This is a genomic window from Mesobacillus jeotgali (genome assembly GCF_031759225.1).
Taxonomy (GTDB): domain Bacteria; phylum Bacillota; class Bacilli; order Bacillales; family Cytobacillaceae; genus Mesobacillus; species Mesobacillus jeotgali_B.
Map to the genome: position 1 here is coordinate 1,030,230 of NZ_CP134494.1, position 17,271 is coordinate 1,047,500.

At 45.3% G+C, this 17,271-nt stretch carries 14 protein-coding genes and 1 rRNA gene (1 of these 15 cut by a window edge); 12 read left to right on the forward strand and 3 right to left on the reverse strand.

The window, feature by feature from the left end:
• Window positions 1-208: 208 nt before the first annotated feature.
• Complete coding sequence (locus RH061_RS05105) at window positions 209-4,678, reverse strand: glutamate synthase-related protein (RefSeq protein WP_311074413.1); 4,470 nt, start codon at window positions 4,676-4,678, stop codon at window positions 209-211.
• Between the two features lie 340 nt (window positions 4,679-5,018).
• Window positions 5,019-6,314: a glutamate-1-semialdehyde 2,1-aminomutase gene (locus RH061_RS05110; RefSeq protein WP_311074414.1), complete on the reverse strand. Its 1,296-nt coding sequence runs from the start codon at window positions 6,312-6,314 to the stop codon at window positions 5,019-5,021.
• A 247-nt stretch (window positions 6,315-6,561) separates the two neighbouring features.
• Here RH061_RS05110 and RH061_RS05115 point away from each other — a divergent pair, with 247 nt between their 5' ends.
• From RH061_RS05115 to perR, 10 genes are all read left to right on the forward strand, one after another.
• Complete coding sequence (locus RH061_RS05115) at window positions 6,562-7,575, forward strand: ABC transporter ATP-binding protein (RefSeq protein WP_311074415.1); 1,014 nt, start codon at window positions 6,562-6,564, stop codon at window positions 7,573-7,575.
• Entirely contained in the window at window positions 7,568-8,359 is a 792-nt protein-coding gene (locus tag RH061_RS05120; RefSeq protein WP_311074416.1) for an ABC transporter permease, read from the forward strand. Before RH061_RS05115 ends, RH061_RS05120 begins: the two co-directional genes overlap by 8 nt.
• Window positions 8,360-8,362: 3 nt before the next feature.
• Window positions 8,363-9,148, forward strand: a complete 786-nt coding sequence (locus RH061_RS05125; protein WP_311074418.1) for an ABC transporter permease — start codon at window positions 8,363-8,365, stop codon at window positions 9,146-9,148.
• A gap of 385 nt (window positions 9,149-9,533) precedes the next feature.
• Window positions 9,534-9,746 carry a hypothetical protein gene (locus RH061_RS05130; protein WP_311074420.1) on the forward strand — a complete coding sequence of 71 codons (213 nt, stop codon included), beginning with the start codon at window positions 9,534-9,536 and terminating at the stop codon, window positions 9,744-9,746.
• A gap of 97 nt (window positions 9,747-9,843) precedes the next feature.
• Window positions 9,844-10,251 carry a potassium channel family protein gene (locus RH061_RS05135; protein ID WP_311074421.1) on the forward strand — a complete coding sequence of 136 codons (408 nt, stop codon included), beginning with the start codon at window positions 9,844-9,846 and terminating at the stop codon, window positions 10,249-10,251.
• 77 nt (window positions 10,252-10,328) lie between these two features.
• Complete coding sequence (gene bcp / locus RH061_RS05140) at window positions 10,329-10,796, forward strand: thioredoxin-dependent thiol peroxidase (RefSeq protein WP_311074423.1); 468 nt, start codon at window positions 10,329-10,331, stop codon at window positions 10,794-10,796.
• 129 nt (window positions 10,797-10,925) lie between these two features.
• Complete coding sequence (locus RH061_RS05145; RefSeq protein ID WP_311074425.1) at window positions 10,926-11,792, forward strand: TetR/AcrR family transcriptional regulator; 867 nt, start codon at window positions 10,926-10,928, stop codon at window positions 11,790-11,792.
• A gap of 207 nt (window positions 11,793-11,999) precedes the next feature.
• On the forward strand, window positions 12,000-12,944 hold the full coding sequence (locus RH061_RS05150; protein ID WP_311074426.1) for a D-2-hydroxyacid dehydrogenase: 945 nt from the start codon (window positions 12,000-12,002) through the stop codon (window positions 12,942-12,944).
• 3 nt (window positions 12,945-12,947) lie between these two features.
• Complete coding sequence (locus RH061_RS05155; protein ID WP_311074427.1) at window positions 12,948-13,499, forward strand: cob(I)yrinic acid a,c-diamide adenosyltransferase; 552 nt, start codon at window positions 12,948-12,950, stop codon at window positions 13,497-13,499.
• A 121-nt stretch (window positions 13,500-13,620) separates the two neighbouring features.
• Entirely contained in the window at window positions 13,621-14,064 is a 444-nt protein-coding gene (gene perR, locus RH061_RS05160; RefSeq protein ID WP_041967611.1) for a peroxide-responsive transcriptional repressor PerR, read from the forward strand.
• 142 nt (window positions 14,065-14,206) lie between these two features.
• Here perR and RH061_RS05165 read toward each other — a convergent pair whose 3' ends face one another.
• Window positions 14,207-14,557, reverse strand: coding sequence for a YgzB family protein (locus RH061_RS05165; protein WP_311074429.1), 351 nt, complete (start codon window positions 14,555-14,557; stop codon window positions 14,207-14,209).
• A 157-nt stretch (window positions 14,558-14,714) separates the two neighbouring features.
• Here RH061_RS05165 and RH061_RS05170 point away from each other — a divergent pair, with 157 nt between their 5' ends.
• Window positions 14,715-15,590: a nucleotidyltransferase-like protein gene (locus RH061_RS05170; RefSeq protein ID WP_311074431.1), complete on the forward strand. Its 876-nt coding sequence runs from the start codon at window positions 14,715-14,717 to the stop codon at window positions 15,588-15,590.
• A 319-nt stretch (window positions 15,591-15,909) separates the two neighbouring features.
• Window positions 15,910-17,271: ribosomal RNA gene (locus RH061_RS05175) — 16S ribosomal RNA — on the forward strand; it runs 188 nt beyond the window's last position.

The window sequence follows — 17,271 nt, forward strand, 5'->3', positions numbered from 1 at the left end:
AACTTTTCTAAAATTATTGGAGATGTTCCTTAAATAGTGAGAGATCCTCCTGAACAAGCGGATATATTCCTTAAATACGGATTATATTCCTTAAAATCAAAATGTATTCCTGAAAATCCATCGTTTATTCCTGAATCAGAATAATACTCGATTTCTGACCAATATAAATGGCCCCGTTTAGTAACGGGGCCATTATCATTTTCTTATATCATTCAGTTGATACTGCTGGATCTGCCTGCTCTTTGACAGGAACGATCTGGATGAAGTGGTCTTCAGGATGTTCCAGCAGAAGGGCGAGGTCAGCGGCTTCGTTGTCCTGCCCATGATTTTTTACCATCTCAATGTAGTTGGCCAGTAATTCTTTTACATCGTTGATGCCTTTTTCAGAAAGCGTCTCGATGGATACCTTGGCACCTTTGGCGATTCGGCGGGCGATGGCCTCTTTTGTCAGTCCCATCTCTGGCTGGTGTCTCAGGTAAACGACACCGCCTGTCATGCCTGCGCAAATCCAAGGTCCAGGATCACCGAGGACAAGTCCGCGGCCATTGGTCATATATTCAAAGGCAAACCCTTTGATATTTGCGTTTGTTCCGATATTGCCAAATTCTTTTTCAGGAATAGGCTTTTTCACCTGGCCGCCAATGATCATATCGGCTCCAGATAGACGGATTCCCGCACGGGCGTCGGCATCGCCCTGTGCTACGAGCAGACCTTTCTGTGCTCCGTAGCCAAATCCTTTGCCGACAGAACCATTGTAGAATCCCCCGTCCTTGCCAGGTGATTTGGCGATCAAGATTGCGCCGCCAAATGAAGTCTTGCCGACTCCGTCCTGGCCGCCGCCATCAATTTCAATATTGATGCCGTCTGTGTTGTAAGCACCAAGTCCGTTTCCGAGGATCGAGCCCTTGTAACGGAGTGAGACTGGCTGCAGTTTACGGTAGGAACCATCCAGACGTCCGCGGACACGGTGGCAGGAAACCCTGCTGGCAAGCACGCGCTGCTCGGCAGTAACCGCATTGAATTCTCGTGACTGATGTAGTTCTTCATCAACAGCATCAAGGTATTCAGCGCCTGCAGCGACCTGGAGCTGGGCAGAGGCCATTGCAGCAGCAGCTTCTTTCTGATGTGAGATCTGACCGATTTCAAGCGGCTTCAACAGATAGGTCAGGTCGAGCATATCTTTTCCTTTGATCTGTTCCAGCAAGTCGGAACGGCCGACTGCTTCCTGCAGATTCTTGATGCCTGCAGATGCGGCAAGTGACTTAAGCTCATTGCCAAAAGCGGTGAACAGATTCATGATGCCCTGGACGGCAAGGTCGAATTGGCGTGGTACGAAACGGCGCAATCCGTGTTCCTTTGCCTGAGCTTCAGAATCGATCTGTGTCGCGATACCGACATGGCATGTGTCGAGGTGACAGCCGCGGCAAGTTGTACATCCGATGGCAAGCATCGACAGTGTCCCGAATCCAACTCGGTTCGCACCAAGAAGCATGTATTTAATGACGTCCTGAGCACTCTTCACACCGCCGTCAGCCCAGAGCTCGACATTGTCGCGCAATCCAGCTTCAAGCAAGGCGTTGTGTGCGGCCTTGATGCCGATTTCTGCCGGGAGTCCAACATATTGAAGAGCATGAATACGGGCAGCACCCGTACCGCCGTCGAAACCGCTCAAGGTGATGATATCCGCACCTGCTTTGGCGATACCGACTGCAATCGTACCGATATTCGGAACGACAGGGACTTTTACCGCAACACGAGCCTGGTCATTGGCTGTCTTGAGCTCATGGATCATTTGTGCAAGGTCTTCGATCGAATAGATATCATGGTTGTTTGATGGTGAAATCAAATCCGAACCAATCGTCGCATTCCTTGCTTCCGCGATTTTTGCGGTAACCTTCGAACCAGGGAGGTGTCCGCCTTCACCAGGCTTCGCGCCCTGGCCAATCTTGATTTCCAGAAGATTGGAGGAGTTCAGCAACTCAGCATTCACGCCGAAACGGCCGGATGCAACCTGCTGGCCGCGCGTACGCGGATACTTGCCAAGCATATCCTTGATTTCGCCGCCCTCGCCGTTCATGCTGATCATGTTCAGGCGGTCGGCACCTTCTGCATAAGCGCGGAACGCAATCTCGTTCTGTGATCCGAAAGACATCGAGGCGATGACAAACGGCAGACTGTGATCGCCTACTCCAATTTCAACTTCTTCTGGTAAAACTCCAGTCTCAGCCTTTTTCAACCCAGTCAAATGGCGGATCGTTGTCGGGTTACTAGCTTCCTGCTCGGTAATTTTCTCACGATAGACGCTGTAATCTCCTGTAGAAGCAACCTCGCCAATCGCCTTCCAGATACGCGGGAAGAGGTGGAACGTTTTGCCGATCCGCTCTTTTTCATTCTGGAAATCTTCTGCTCTTTTCTTTGCATCTTCTTTCATAGCTTCAAAATTATAGGCAAGTTCATTGGAACCAAAGAAGTTCACGATGACTAAATAGTCTGCTACTTCATCATTCAAGCCGATTGACGAGAATAGACGTCCGTATCCGCGCAATTCATGGATACCGATAGTAGAAATGACTTTTTCAAGGCCTTTCGTCAAAGCGCTGTATAGATTAACGAGCGGCTTGACGGACTCATCTAATACTGTCATGAACATATAGTATGGGCTGACTGCATCGGCACCAAGGCCAAGTGCGACGATGATGTCATGCAGCGATCTTAAAGATGCCGAGCGCAACAGCAGTGAGCAGTCACGTCGCAAGCCTTCTTTAACAAGTGCCTGGTCGATTGCCGAAACAACAAGATGCGGGTCAAGCCAAAGTGCATTTTCCTGGTGGGAGATTGCGTCATCAAGGACAAGCAATGCCTTACCATCCTTAACAGCATCAATTGCCTCAGCAGCAAGTCTTTCAAGTGCTTCTTTCACGCCTTCATCATTGCGGAAAACCGTTTCCAGATAGGCTGCGAGTTTATCATCCTGATAGCATTGGATGACCTGGTCCATGCTTGGCTGCCCAGTTTGTTGGGAGACTTCGTAGCCGGCCTTTCCTTCAACAAGCAAAGGTGTTAGCAATTCTACTACTTTCCCTGTTACTGTTTTACCAAAAAGGGAAGGGCGTTTTCCGAGTACAGTTCTGGTTGAGAAATGTTCGGCTTCACGATCACGGTCAATTGCCGGATTCGTAACGACAGCAACGCTTTCTTTGATAAAATCAGCGATATTTTTACGTTCAGGATTCATTGCTGCAAGCGGAGCATCATGCCCCAGTGAGCGGATTGGTTCGGCTCCTTTTTCAGCCATTTGCTCCACTAGCTGGACATGGTCCCGCTCCCAGCCGAATGCTTTATATTGTCCGTTATGGATTTTTTCCGGATATGTCATTGTGATCGTTTTGCTAAGCTTCGGACCCTCAAGGCGATGGCGTGCTTCCTGGAAAGCAAGACGTTCGGAGAAACGCTTGTAGACTTCACCCTGGAATTGCTCCATTTCAAACACTTCAATTGTGTTGCAGTTCCACTTCAGGCCGACCTTTTCGCCTGGTGCGAGGGGTTTCGGATCACCTTTGTAGTCAGTTGACGGGATAATTCCCGGTTCTGATGAAAACAGGTAAGAGCTTTCTGTGTCTACCATCCAAAGCGGGCGCAGGCCAAGTGCGTCTACACTGAATACGGCTTCATCTCCAAATCGTGAAATGATGCCTGCTGGCCCCTGGGCAAAATGGCCCCATGCTTCGCGTATATAAGTATATAAATCTTGCAAATGTTCGGGATAAGCTTTGATTTCATTGATGATTGGCGGGAACATCATGTCCATTGCCTCAAACAATGAATAACCGTCACGACAAATAAATGTTTCAAGTGTGCGGCTAAGGTCCTGTGAGTCACTGCCGTCTTTAACGAGCGGAACATTGACCATGCGAGCCTCATCTCGAAGTCTTGCAATTGTATTGATTTCACCATTATGGCCAAGGACGCTGAACGGCTGGACACGGAAAAAGCTTGATAGGGTATTAGTTGAATAGCGGTTATGTCCAAGTGTCATTGTCGATGCAACGAGCGGGCTTGCCAGGTCATGATAATACTTAGGAAGAATGTCACCAGCGCCCATAACCTTATAAACAGCATGGTATTGGCTAAGGGATGCTACATGCACCTGTTCATTTTTCTCGAAATCTACGATCATATTAAATAATTTGCTGGAAAGTTCCTGTCCTGTTTCGTCTGCAAGACATGCGAACTGCCAGAATACAGGGTTTTCCTGAATGGCTATTGGTCCGAGTGCCCCAGAATCAGTCACATCGACTGATGAAAATACGAGTTTCATATTCTGTTCTGCAAGCTTTGCCTCAAGCTCACCCTGAATTGTTTCCGCCTGTTCAGTCCTCGAAATAAAAACATGTCCGACCACAAAGTTCTCTTGATCGACTGCATTGACATCGTCGCCAGCAGCAGTAAGCTTTTCCTTCCAGAGTGCACGTGGTATGTCAATATGCACACCAACGCCATCACCCTCGCCATTGATAAAACCAGCGCGATGGTTCATCGTGACCAGACCGTTGATACAGTGGAAAATATTCTCGCGTGTCGGGATTTTCTTCTTCTCGATGCTGGCTACGATTCCGCAGGCATCGTGTTCGAATCTTGAAAAGTCCTTGAATTGGGAAGGGTTCCATTGTGTTGTCATAAAAATCGGCTTATAAAGGGTTCCTTTAAGCCGGTTCACCTCCTGAAAAAATAATCTATGATTTGTCGTTTGATAGCTTGGTACATGAGGGTAAAACATTAGACGGGAATTTAGAGCAGGGATTTTAAGCGGCCACTTGAATGGCAATTTTAAAATATTAATAGCAATCATATCATAAGAATTTTCAGAAATCAATTAATTATGCATTAATTTGGATGGAGAATAATTCTGGAAATGAAGATGCCAATAAAATACACCTTGAAATGTAAACGGTTTCATTTCAGGTGATAAAAATAACAGGCGCCATCAAGGCGCCTGTTATGTATAAAAACTTGTATATTTATTCAGTAGCCATTGAATAAAATGCTTGATCAACAGCATGGAGGGTTGCCTCGATATCATCCTGGGAGTGGGCGATGGTCACGAACCATGCTTCATATTTGGAAGGCGCAAGGTTGATTCCCTGCTCAAGCATCAGATTGAAGAAGCGTGCGAACATTTCACCATCCGTATTCTCTGCCTGCTCATAATTCTCGATTTTTTCATCTGTAAAATAGATGGTCAATGCACCCTTCAATCGATTAATCGTAATTGGGATGCCATGCTTGCTTGCGGAAGAAGTGATTCCTTCCTCTAACATCGCGCCAAGCTGGTCGAGATACTCATAGACGCCATCCTGCTTCAGCACCTCAAGGCAAGCGATGCCTGAAAGGATGGAAGCTGGATTTCCTGCCATCGTGCCAGCCTGATATGCAGGACCAAGCGGTGCAACCTTTTCCATGATCTCTGCACGTCCACCATAAGCACCAATTGGCAGTCCGCCGCCGATGATCTTGCCCATTGCCGTCAAGTCTGGCGTAATCCCCAGCAAGTCCTGTGCACCACCATACATGAAACGGAATGCCGTGATGACCTCATCGAAAATAATCAGAGAACCAGCCTGATGGGTCAGCTCCTTCACTTCTTCTAAAAAGCCGGGTTTCGGCTCGACAATTCCGAAGTTGCCGACAATCGGCTCCACGAGTACCGCTGCAATCTGATCTCCCCATTTTTCAAGAGCTTCCTTGAAAGGTTCAATATCATTGAATGGTACTGTGATGACTTCCTGGGCAATGCTCTTAGGTACACCAGCAGAGTCAGGAGTCCCAAGAGTAGATGGCCCCGACCCTGCAGCAACCAGCACCAGGTCAGAGTGGCCATGGTAACAGCCTGCAAACTTGATGATTTTATCCCGTCCTGTATAAGCTCGAGCCACACGGATCGTGGTCATCACTGCCTCTGTCCCGGAGTTGACAAAGCGCACCTTATCAAGCGCCGGCATGGCTTCCTTGAGCATTTTTGCGAATTTGACCTCGTGTGGTGTAGGTGTTCCGTATAGGACACCAGTCTCAGCGGCCTTTTTGATCGCTTCTGTTATATGCGGGTGAGCATGGCCAGTGATGATTGGGCCATATGCCGCTAAATAATCGATATATTGATTGCCATCCACATCCCAGAAGTAGGCGCCCTGGGCACGCTCCATCACGATAGGGGCACCGCCGCCGACCGCCTTGTAAGAACGGGATGGGCTATTGACACCGCCTACGATATGTTCAAGAGCTTCGCTATGTATCCGCTCAGAATTCGTTCTCTGCATCGTAAAACCTCCTATATGTAACTGCTTTTCTATTTTAACATTATTTCTTATTTTTACAGATTGTTTCACTTTTCGTTCATTTTCAGTAAAAAAGAAGCTTAGTTTTGGTTCAATTCCTTGGTTATTCAACAATCCTGCATTTTGTGGTTAAACTATCCTCAATCTTGTAAAAAGGAATCAGGCATAGCATTTGTTTTAGCCAGGATGATTGGCTAAACTGTTTGAGTGACCAAAGGAGGAAATATACATGAACGCAATTGAAGTGAACGGATTGCGAAAGGAATTTAAGGCTTATTCTAGCCGTTCCGGATTATCGGGAGCCTTCCGTGATCTTTTTACACGTAATTATAAAATCGTTCCTGCAGTGAACGATATTAATTTTACTGTCAAACAGGGAGAGATGGTCGGTTACATCGGAGAAAATGGAGCTGGTAAATCGACAACCATTAAAATGCTGACCGGAATCCTTACCCCGACTTCAGGGAGTGTCATCGTCAATGGCATGAATCCTCATAAGGAAAGGGAAAGATTCGTCCAGACAATCGGGGTCGTATTTGGCCAGCGTTCACAGCTCTGGTGGGATATTGCTGTCCAGGAATCGTTCCGTCTGTTGAAAAAGGTCTATAAAGTTTCAGACGCACAGTATAACGAACATATGGACCATGTCATCAGAACGCTTGATCTAGAGCCATTGCTCGATAAACCCGTAAGGAAACTCTCGCTCGGTCAGCGAATGCGTTGCGAGCTTGCGGCCGCGCTCATCCATAATCCGCCGCTGCTTTTCCTTGATGAGCCTACTATCGGGCTGGATGTGCTTGTCAAATTGAAAATCAGGGAGTTTTTAAAAGAAATAAATGAAAAGTACAATACGACAATCCTGCTTACGACCCATGACCTGACCGATATCGAAGCATTATGCGAGAGGGTCATCATGCTGGATGAAGGAAATATCATCTATGATGGCGCGCTGAAAAGCTTGAAGGAAAAATGGGGAGAAGGAAAGGAAATCAGCTTCGAATTCCTTGAAAGAGCAGACCTCAGCCGGCTAGAGATGTTGACAGGTGATCTTGATATCAAATGGGAGCTGGATGAAAGGAAACAGATTTATACTGCATTGACAGGGGATGATGAGGAAACGGTATCCCAGGTGATTGCCCGTACGGTTGCTGCTTATAAGGTCAGGGACGTGAAAATCAATGAGCCGTCCACAGAAGAAATCATCCGCAATATCTATGATAAAGGGATGACACAGCATGGATAAATATATCGAAATGATCCGTATTCGTTTTTTAATGATGCTTGCTTACAGGACTAATTATTATACGGGGATCCTGATTTACAGTATCAATATCGGGGCCTACTACTTTCTCTGGAATGCGATATACGGCGGCAAAAGTGAAATAGAAGGCTTGAGTGCCGTCCAAATGACGACATATGTGGCAGTTGCCTGGATGGCAAGGGCGTTTTATTTTAACAATATCGACCGGGAAATGGCGACGGAAATCAAGGAAGGCAAGGTAGCCGTGGAATTGATCAGGCCGTACAGCTATCTCGGTATGAAAACGATGCAGGGTTTGGGCGAAGGGATATTCAGGCTGTTCTTCTTCTCGGTGCCAGGCATGGTCATCGTCGCCTTGATTTTCCCTATGGAGTTTTCAGCGGATGCTGCAACCTGGGGGCTGTTCGCGATCTCAATTGTGCTCAGCTTTTTCATCAATACACAATTGAACCTGCTGACGGGAATTACCACTTTCTTTCTATATAATAATACAGGCCTCATCCGGGCCAAGCGCGTCCTGATTGATTTGTTTTCAGGATTGCTGCTGCCGATCAGCTTTTTTCCAGGCTGGGCGCAGGAAATCATGCGATTTCTTCCCTTCCAGGGAATCAGCTATATCCCAAGCATGATTTTTACGAATGGATTCACGGGGAGCCAGGTAGTTGAAGGGCTTCTGCTCCAGGCTGTATGGGTGTTGATCCTGGTGGTCCCAATCCAGATTCTTTGGGTCATCGCTAAAAAACAACTGATTATACAGGGAGGGTGACGAATGTTTTACATCAGCATGTTTTTTCAATATGTCGCCCAGTATATGAAGACAAGGCTCGAATACCGGGCGGATTTGATTGTTGAAATTTTTTCTGATTTATTGTTCCAGGCTGTCAATCTGATTTTTATCCTGGTCGTCTTTGACCATACCGAATTCCTGAACGGCTGGAGCCGTGATGAAATCATCTTTATTTACGGTTTTTTCCTCGTGCCGTATGCACTCTTTTCGTCATTCTTCAATATCTGGGATTTCAATGAAAGGTATATTGTAAAAGGAGAGCTTGACAGGATCCTGACAAGGCCGATTCATAGCCTGTTCCAGATCATTCTCGAACGGATGGAGCTGGAGTCGTTGTTCGGTGCGGTAACTGGGCTGGCCGTCATGTTTTATGCAGGAAGCCGGCTTGGACTCGAGGTGAGCTGGTCAGATCCTTTCTTGTTTGTTTTATTCGTTTTGGGTGGTGTCCTTGTGTACGCCGGCATATTCGTGATGATTGCCTGCATCAGCTTCTGGGCCGATGCCCGGACCTCGATCATGCCGATGATGTACAATATCGGAAACTACGGACGCTATCCAGTAGATATTTATAATAAGGCGATCCGGTTTGTACTCACTTGGATCTTGCCATTCGCCTTTGTCGGAGTCTATCCGGCAGCTTACTTCCTTGGACGTGACGAGTGGTATGGTTACTCTTTTTTAACACCAGTAATCGGGCTAGTCTTTTTCAGTCTGTCCGTGTTCATTTGGAATGAAGGAGTGAAAAGGTACCGTGGGGCCGGGAACTGAATATATAACCAAAAAGACTGCAGCCATAAACTTGCTGTGGTCTTTTTGTGTAGGTTCAGGTTCAGACAGGTTTGGGCATGGAAGGAGAAAAACTGTCGGGGAAGAAGGGGTAACTTCAGACAGGTTCGGGCGTGGAAGGAGAAAAGCTGTCAGAAGAACGGGCAACTTCAGACAGGTTTGGGTGTAGAAGTGGAAAAGCTGTCAGAAGAAGGGGTAACTTCAGACAGGTTCGGGCGTGGAAGGAGAAAAGCTGTCAGAAAAACGGGCAACTTCAGACAGGTTTGGGTGTGAAAGTCGAAAAGCTGTCAGAAGAACCGGCTACTTCAGACAGGTTTGGGTGTAGAAGTGGAAAAGCTGTCAGAAGAAGGGGCAACTTCAGACAGGTTTGAGTGTGAAAGTGGAAAAGCTGTCCGAAGAACGGGCAACATCGGACAGGTTTGGCTGTGATAGAGGAAAAGCTGTCCGAAGAAGGGACAACTTCGGACAGGTTTGGCTGTGTAAGGAGAAAAGCTGTCAGAAGAAGGTGCAACTTCGGACAGGTTCAGGCGTGGAAGGAGAAAAGCTGTCAGAAGAACGGGCAACTTCGGATGGGTATTAACTTTTCCAACTCATTACCCGCTGCATGGACTTGCTTGCATACTCCTGATTTCACCAGCGTATAGTGAAGGGAGAGACGCAGGAAATGAGGCTTGAATATGCAATTTTACATTTCGATCATATTAATTATTTTAGCGATATTATTAAGTTTGAGGACCTTATTCATTCCGCATAAGATAAAAGGCAAACAGGTATCTTTTGAAAACTTCGTTACGCTTGCACTGATATATGCCACGGTGATGGCGGGCTTTGGGTTATTGTATTATTTGCTGGATCTGAAAGGGATCTGGGTGTTGTCAGACGTAAGTATGCGTCCCAGCGTTTCCTCTTACGAAAGGATGTCCACGAGTTTGTACTTCAGTGCCATTACGCTATTTTCTGTCGGGTATGGGGATATCGCACCGGTCGGAATTGGGAGGGCAATCGCGGTCCTGGAAGCACTTATTGGCTACACGATCCCTGCTGCATTTGTGACAAGGGCGATGTTCGACCAGAAACGATCATGACAAATTCCTTTGGTTTGTATTCTAACCCAAAATTAGATAGGCTAAAGAAAAGAGATCTGATTTTGGAGGGATACATAATGACACTGGCAATAGGTGAAAAAGCACCGGCATTTGAACTGCCGGCGAGCAATGGAGAAGCTGTTAAGCTTTCTGATTTTGCAGGCAAGAATGTGGTCCTTTATTTTTACCCAAAGGACATGACTCCTGGCTGCTCAACAGAAGCTTGTGACTTCAGAGATCATCATGAGAGTTTTGAAGGATTGAATGCAGTGGTCCTTGGGGTGAGTCCTGACCCAATCAACCGCCATGAAAAATTCATTGAAAAGCACGGTCTGCCGTTCCTGCTACTGGCTGATGAAGACCATAAAACTGCAGAGGATTACGGAGTTTGGAAGCTAAAAAAGAACTTCGGAAAGGAATACATGGGGATTGAACGATCAACCTTTATCATTGACAAGGATGGCAATCTTGCAAAAGAATGGCGTAAAGTGAAAGTGAAAGGGCATGTTGAAGAGGCCCTGGAGTATATAAAAGAAAATCTTTAAGGAACAGGACAGCCGAGAATGGCTGTCTTTTTGCTGATTCGGATATATCAATAAGTTATAATAGGATATGATATTAATACTATGACCAGTCAGTCATACTTATTTTAAACAGTTGGGGAGGCTTTAAGGGTGAAGGAAAAAGAAAAAGCAATCATTGAAGCTGCGATCAAGTTATATGCAACGAAAGGATTTGCATCCACCTCAATCCAGGAAATCGTTTCTGAAAGCGGAATCTCCAAGGGAGCATTCTATTTATACTTTAAATCCAAGGATGCTTTATTGATCGCGATCCTTGAATATTACTTTGATTATATCGAAAAGAAGCTTGAAGCGTATGAGCAAGAACAGCTGCCTCCTAGAGAAAAGTTCACATTACAGCTGACTGCATTATTCACGACGATGCTTGAACATAAGGAATTCATTATCATGCAATCAAGGGAACAGGCAATACCTCTTAATGAAGAGGTAAAGGAATTGATGATCCGCAAGTATTATGAAGCGCAAGTGTATTATCAAAACAGTCTGCGTGCCATTTATGGAAAAAAAGCTGAACCGCATCTCTGGGATTTGGCTCTCATGCTTGAGGGATTCTTTAATTCATATATGAAACTTCTGCTGTTCAATCCGGATGGCTTCAAGATCGATGAACTAGTGGGATATATTCTGAGAAGAGTCGATTCGCTGGTAGATGGTCTGAAGGGAGAAAACCCTGTTGCTTCCGAAGAGAAAGTTAATGAATTGATCAAAAAATCAAAAGCGTTTTTCATGGCGAATGGACAGGATATAAAATCAATCATCAAAAAGATGAAACATGAAATTTTCAGTCTGGATAATAACGAGGACTTGATCGTTTCGCTGGATGTGCTGGAGAGTGAGACAGAAAGGGAATCACCGCGAATTGCGGTAATCCAGGGTATGTTATCAAACTTCAAGGGCGAACCATCGCTTGATGCCTACAGAGAGGCAATCGCAAAGTTTTATCATGTAAAAGAATGATGAGCCGCCTATTTTTATCAATACAGGCTTCTGTCCATTCATTTTAGCTGTTACTGAATATCATTGTATTAGGGCATACCTCCTCAAACGATTTAGCGGGCTACAACAGCCCGCCTTTTTTTATGTTATAAAGGCATGTAAGTTGTTTAAAAGAGTGAAAATTAATACAATTATTAATATGACTATAGAACGAAGGGTTTGGTTTGAATGAAAATTTACTCCTCTATTTTGCCTCCGGAGACTTTGCAGGAAGATGCTAAAAAGGTATTTCCGCAAATAAGCTTTGAATTCCATAAAGGAATCAAGGAAGAGTTATTTTTGGATGCGGAAGTTTTTCTTACTTACGGTGAGGATTTAACTGAAGAACTTATATATAAATCTGATAAATTAAAGTGGATCATGGTCATGTCAGCCGGACTGGATAGAATGCCATTCGAGGCCTGTAAGAAGCGGGGGATTCTCGTTACCAATGTCAGGGGAATTCATAAAATACCAATGGCTGAATTTACAATCGGCATGATGCTGCAGCATGTTAAGCAAATGAGGTCCCTTTGGGCTAATGAGCAGACTAAGGCATGGGAACGTAAATTGCCGATGGGAGAATTATACGGCAAGACATTGCTCATTCTAGGTATAGGAGCAATTGGAGGAGAATTGGCAAGACTGGCGAAAGCCTTTAATATGAAAACAATCGGCGTGAATCGTAGTGGCCGTGACTCTGAATGGGCTGATGAAATATTTACGATGGAAAACTATCAAGATGCCCTGCCAAAGGCGGATTTCGTTGTTTCAGTATTGCCTAGCACAGATGAAACAAAGCATTTCCTCGGTAGCAGTGATTTTGACTTGATGAAGGATACTGCGGTATTTATCAATATCGGCCGTGGAGATTTGGTAAAGGATGAGGTTTTACTGGCCGCACTTCAGGAAAAAAAGATAGCCCATGCCTATTTGGATGTGTTTTATACCGAACCATTGAATGAGAGCCACCCATTCTGGCTGATGGAGAATGTAACAGTAACTCCGCATATATCAAGCCTTACGAAAAACTATCTGCCAAGATCTTTTGAAATTTTCAAACATAATCTGCATACATATATAAAAAAAGGTTCGGATTATCTCAATGTTATTGACATGGATAGGGGGTACTAGGATATGAAGATCTATACGAAGACTGGTGATAAAGGGACAACGTCGCTTATTTATGGAGCAAGAGTAGCCAAGAATGACAAACGAGTAGAAGCTTATGGAACATGTGATGAAACGAATTCAATGATAGGGCTGGCCCTGAGTTATTTGAATGGAGAGTACTTCAGTGGCAAAGAAGACATGCAGGAAATGTTCCATAAAGTCCAGACGGCATTATTCCATGTCGGTGCAGAACTCGCTACCCCCTCTGGAAAAAACGTGAAGTGGACCCTTGAAGAAAAGGATATTGAAGAATTAGAGGGAAAGATCGATGCCTGGGATGCGGCATTGCCGCAATTGACCAACTTCATTCTCCCGGGTGGACATCAGGCAGGAGCCACTCTGCATGTAGCAAGGACAGTTGCAAGAAGGGCTGAACGCCTGGCAGTTGAACTGGGCGACGAAGTCAACCCCCTTGTCCTTTCATACTTGAACCGGCTGTCAGACTTCCTGTTTGTTGCAGCGAGGTATGTGAATATGCATTTAGGATCGAAGGAACAGACATTGCATCAGGATTAATCGAAATGCCGTATTTGTACATGTTCGTGATGTGGCAATATTGACAAAAGTGGAATGAAATTAGTACACTATTTATAAATATTATAAAATAAGAATTATACTCTAAAGTAAAGTGAGGTGCATGGCGGTGGTACAGAGTCAGTTAAAAGAAGCCCTGGATACTTTGAAGGATACAGGAGTCCGTATTACTCCGCAACGTCATGCGATACTCGAATTTTTAATAAACTCAATGTCGCACCCAACAGCTGATGAGATATATAAAGCGCTTGAAGGGAAGTTCCCTAATATGAGCGTAGCGACAGTTTATAACAATTTGAGAGTATTCCGTGAAGTTGGATTGGTAAAGGAACTGACATATGGAGATGCTTCAAGTCGTTTTGACTTTGTGACTTCCCACCATTATCACGTTATTTGTGACAAATGCGGGAAGATCGTTGACTTCCATTACCCAGGCCTTGATGAAGTTGAACACCTGGCTTCCCATGTAACGGGTTTTAAAGTCGGCAACCATAGGATGGAGATTTACGGTACTTGTCCGGATTGTTCTGCAAAGGAAGTTCATTAAACCAGCTGCTGATGGCATTAGCTATCAGTTTCTTTTATTGAATTCTTGGCAGGCTAATTAGGTATGCATTAATACCTTTTTTCTTTTGATTGAGTAAATAGGAAATGAGCCAAATAAAAAGAACTCGGCTTTCCGCCGAGTTCTATTTTTTTTGTTTTCGGTTGTATTGTTCGTCAAACTCTTTGCCCTCAAGTGATGGATCCAGAGTTAACGGTTCATTGCAATACATGCAAATATCCACACGGCCGAGCATTTTGGTCTGTTTGCCGCAACTAGGGCAGACGACCTGGACTGTTTTAGTCGATAACATACCAATCCAAAAGTAAACAACTGTGCTGGCGATGATGAATAGCAATCCAAGGATCATGAAGATTGTCATGACCAATGGGGAGCTGCGAAAGAAAATACCTGCATACATAACGATGAATCCGATGAAAATCAGGCTCAACGCAAATGTGCGGATTTTATTTATTTTATTCGAATACTTTGCCATTGGAATTTCCCTCCCTAAAATCTAACTATATCATATCATCTGAGGCAAGATAATCATAAAAAGTCTAAACGAATGTCGAAAATTGTCTAGAGAAAATGCAGGAGATTTTATATAATTGTCGAACATATATGCTAACAAACAAATGGAGGAGTTTATAATGGAGGATATCCTTCGTTCGATTTATCAAGAACGCGCAAGCCATCCTAATACTGTAGGAGTAGTGGTGGTCGAGAAGAGGCAAAAGGCCATCGCCGCCACCGATACTTTTGATGTCATCCTGCTTATTATAGTAAAAGAAAACGAAGATCCCGTCTTTGTAAAACATTATTCCTATGATGATAAAAAAGCAGCGATGCATATTGTAACGGAGAAGCAAATCAATGATTGGCTTCTGATCGGCAATAACAAAAAAATCTTTGATTGGCTGTACAATGGCAAGATCGTTTTCGACAGGAATGAACGGATTGCCAACCTAAAGCATGAACTCAGGGAGTTCCCTTTCTTTGGCCGGAAAATCAAAATGGGAATCGAGTTCGCTAAATTGATCAGGAGGTATTCTGACGGGAGAGTACTCTTTGACAATTTTAATTATCTGGATGCCTATAATCATGTTGTCCATTCACTTCATCATTTGGCAAGATTAGCGGTCATCGAAAACGGGTTCCATCCAGAGGTAACAGTATGGCATCAGGTCAAACAGATTGAACCGGAAATCTATAAGTTATATGAAGAGCTGATTTGCAGTGAAGAGTCCATTGAAAAGCGTCTGGAGCTTTTATTCCTGGCCAGTGAGTTCTTGATCCATAAAAGAACGAAGGTTGGAAGCCAGCATTTGCTTGAGGTTATGGAGAGTAAAGAACACTGGTCTTTCAATGAATTGATGGCTCATCCAGAGTTGGCTCCATACTCTGTAGACCTGGGTATACTAGTGGAGTATTTAATAGAAAAGAAAATCCTTGATGTAGTCAAGGTTGAAACTAAAGGACAGGGGATTTTCCATCGTTATTATAGAGCAGCTGAAAAATTATCTTAAAAAAATAAAGAAACTCTATTGACCATTTGAAAAATACTTGGTATATTAATAACCGTCGCTGCGGAACACAGCAAAAACACTTTCGCGGCAGACGGTTGAAAACTTAAAAGTGTTTTACTGCCGATAACATTTTTTAAAAAAAGTTATTGACAAGAAAAACACCGGATGTTATATTAGTAAAGTCGCTTCTGGGCGACATGCTAACTAACTTGCTCTTTGAAAACTAAACAAACAAGCGTCAACAAACAATATTTTCATGGCTTCTATTATAGAAGATCATGAGCCAACGTTTTAACTTTATGAGCTAACTCATAACTCTTTCTTGGAGAGTTTGATCCTGGCTCAGGACGAACGCTGGCGGCGTGCCTAATACATGCAAGTCGAGCGGATCTTCATTAGCTTGCTTTTGAAGATCAGCGGCGGACGGGTGAGTAACACGTGGGCAACCTGCCTGTAAGACTGGGATAACTTCGGGAAACCGGAGCTAATACCGGATAATCCTTTCCCTCACATGAGGGAAAGCTGAAAGACGGTTTCGGCTGTCACTTACAGATGGGCCCGCGGCGCATTAGCTAGTTGGTGAGGTAACGGCTCACCAAGGCGACGATGCGTAGCCGACCTGAGAGGGTGATCGGCCACACTGGGACTGAGACACGGCCCAGACTCCTACGGGAGGCAGCAGTAGGGAATCTTCCGCAATGGACGAAAGTCTGACGGAGCAACGCCGCGTGAACGATGAAGGCCTTCGGGTCGTAAAGTTCTGTTGTCAGGGAAGAACAAGTACCGGAGTAACTGCCGGTACCTTGACGGTACCTGACCAGAAAGCCACGGCTAACTACGTGCCAGCAGCCGCGGTAATACGTAGGTGGCAAGCGTTGTCCGGAATTATTGGGCGTAAAGCGCGCGCAGGCGGTTCCTTAAGTCTGATGTGAAAGCCCCCGGCTCAACCGGGGAGGGTCATTGGAAACTGGGGAACTTGAGTGCAGAAGAGGAGAGCGGAATTCCACGTGTAGCGGTGAAATGCGTAGAGATGTGGAGGAACACCAGTGGCGAAGGCGGCTCTCTGGTCTGTAACTGACGCTGAGGCGCGAAAGCGTGGGGAGCGAACAGGATTAGATACCCTGGTAGTCCACGCCGTAAACGATGAGTGCTAAGTGTTAGAGGGTTTCCGCCCTTTAGTGCTGCAGCAAACGCATTAAGCACTCCGCCTGGGGAGTACGGCCGCAAGGCTGAAACTCAAAGGAATTGACGGGGGCCCGCACAAGCGGTGGAGCATGTGGTTTAATTCGAAGCAACGCGAAGAACCTTACCAGGTCTTGACATCCTCTGACAACCCTAGAGATAGGGCGTTCCCCTTCGGGGGACAGAGTGACAGGTGGTGCATGGTTGTCGTCAGCTCGTGTCGTGAGATGTTGGGTTAAGTCCCGCAACGAGCGCAACCCTTGATCTTAGTTGCCAGCATTCAGTTGGGCACTCTAAGGTGACTGCCGGTGACAAACCGGAGGAAGGTGGGGATGACGTCAAATCATCATGCCCCTTATGACCTGGGCTACACACGTGCTACAATGGATGGAACAAAGGGTCGCGAAGCCGCGAGGTCGAGCCAATCCCATAAATCCATTCTCAGTTCGGATTGCAGGCTGCAACTCGCCTGCATGAAGCCGGAATCGCTAGTAATCGC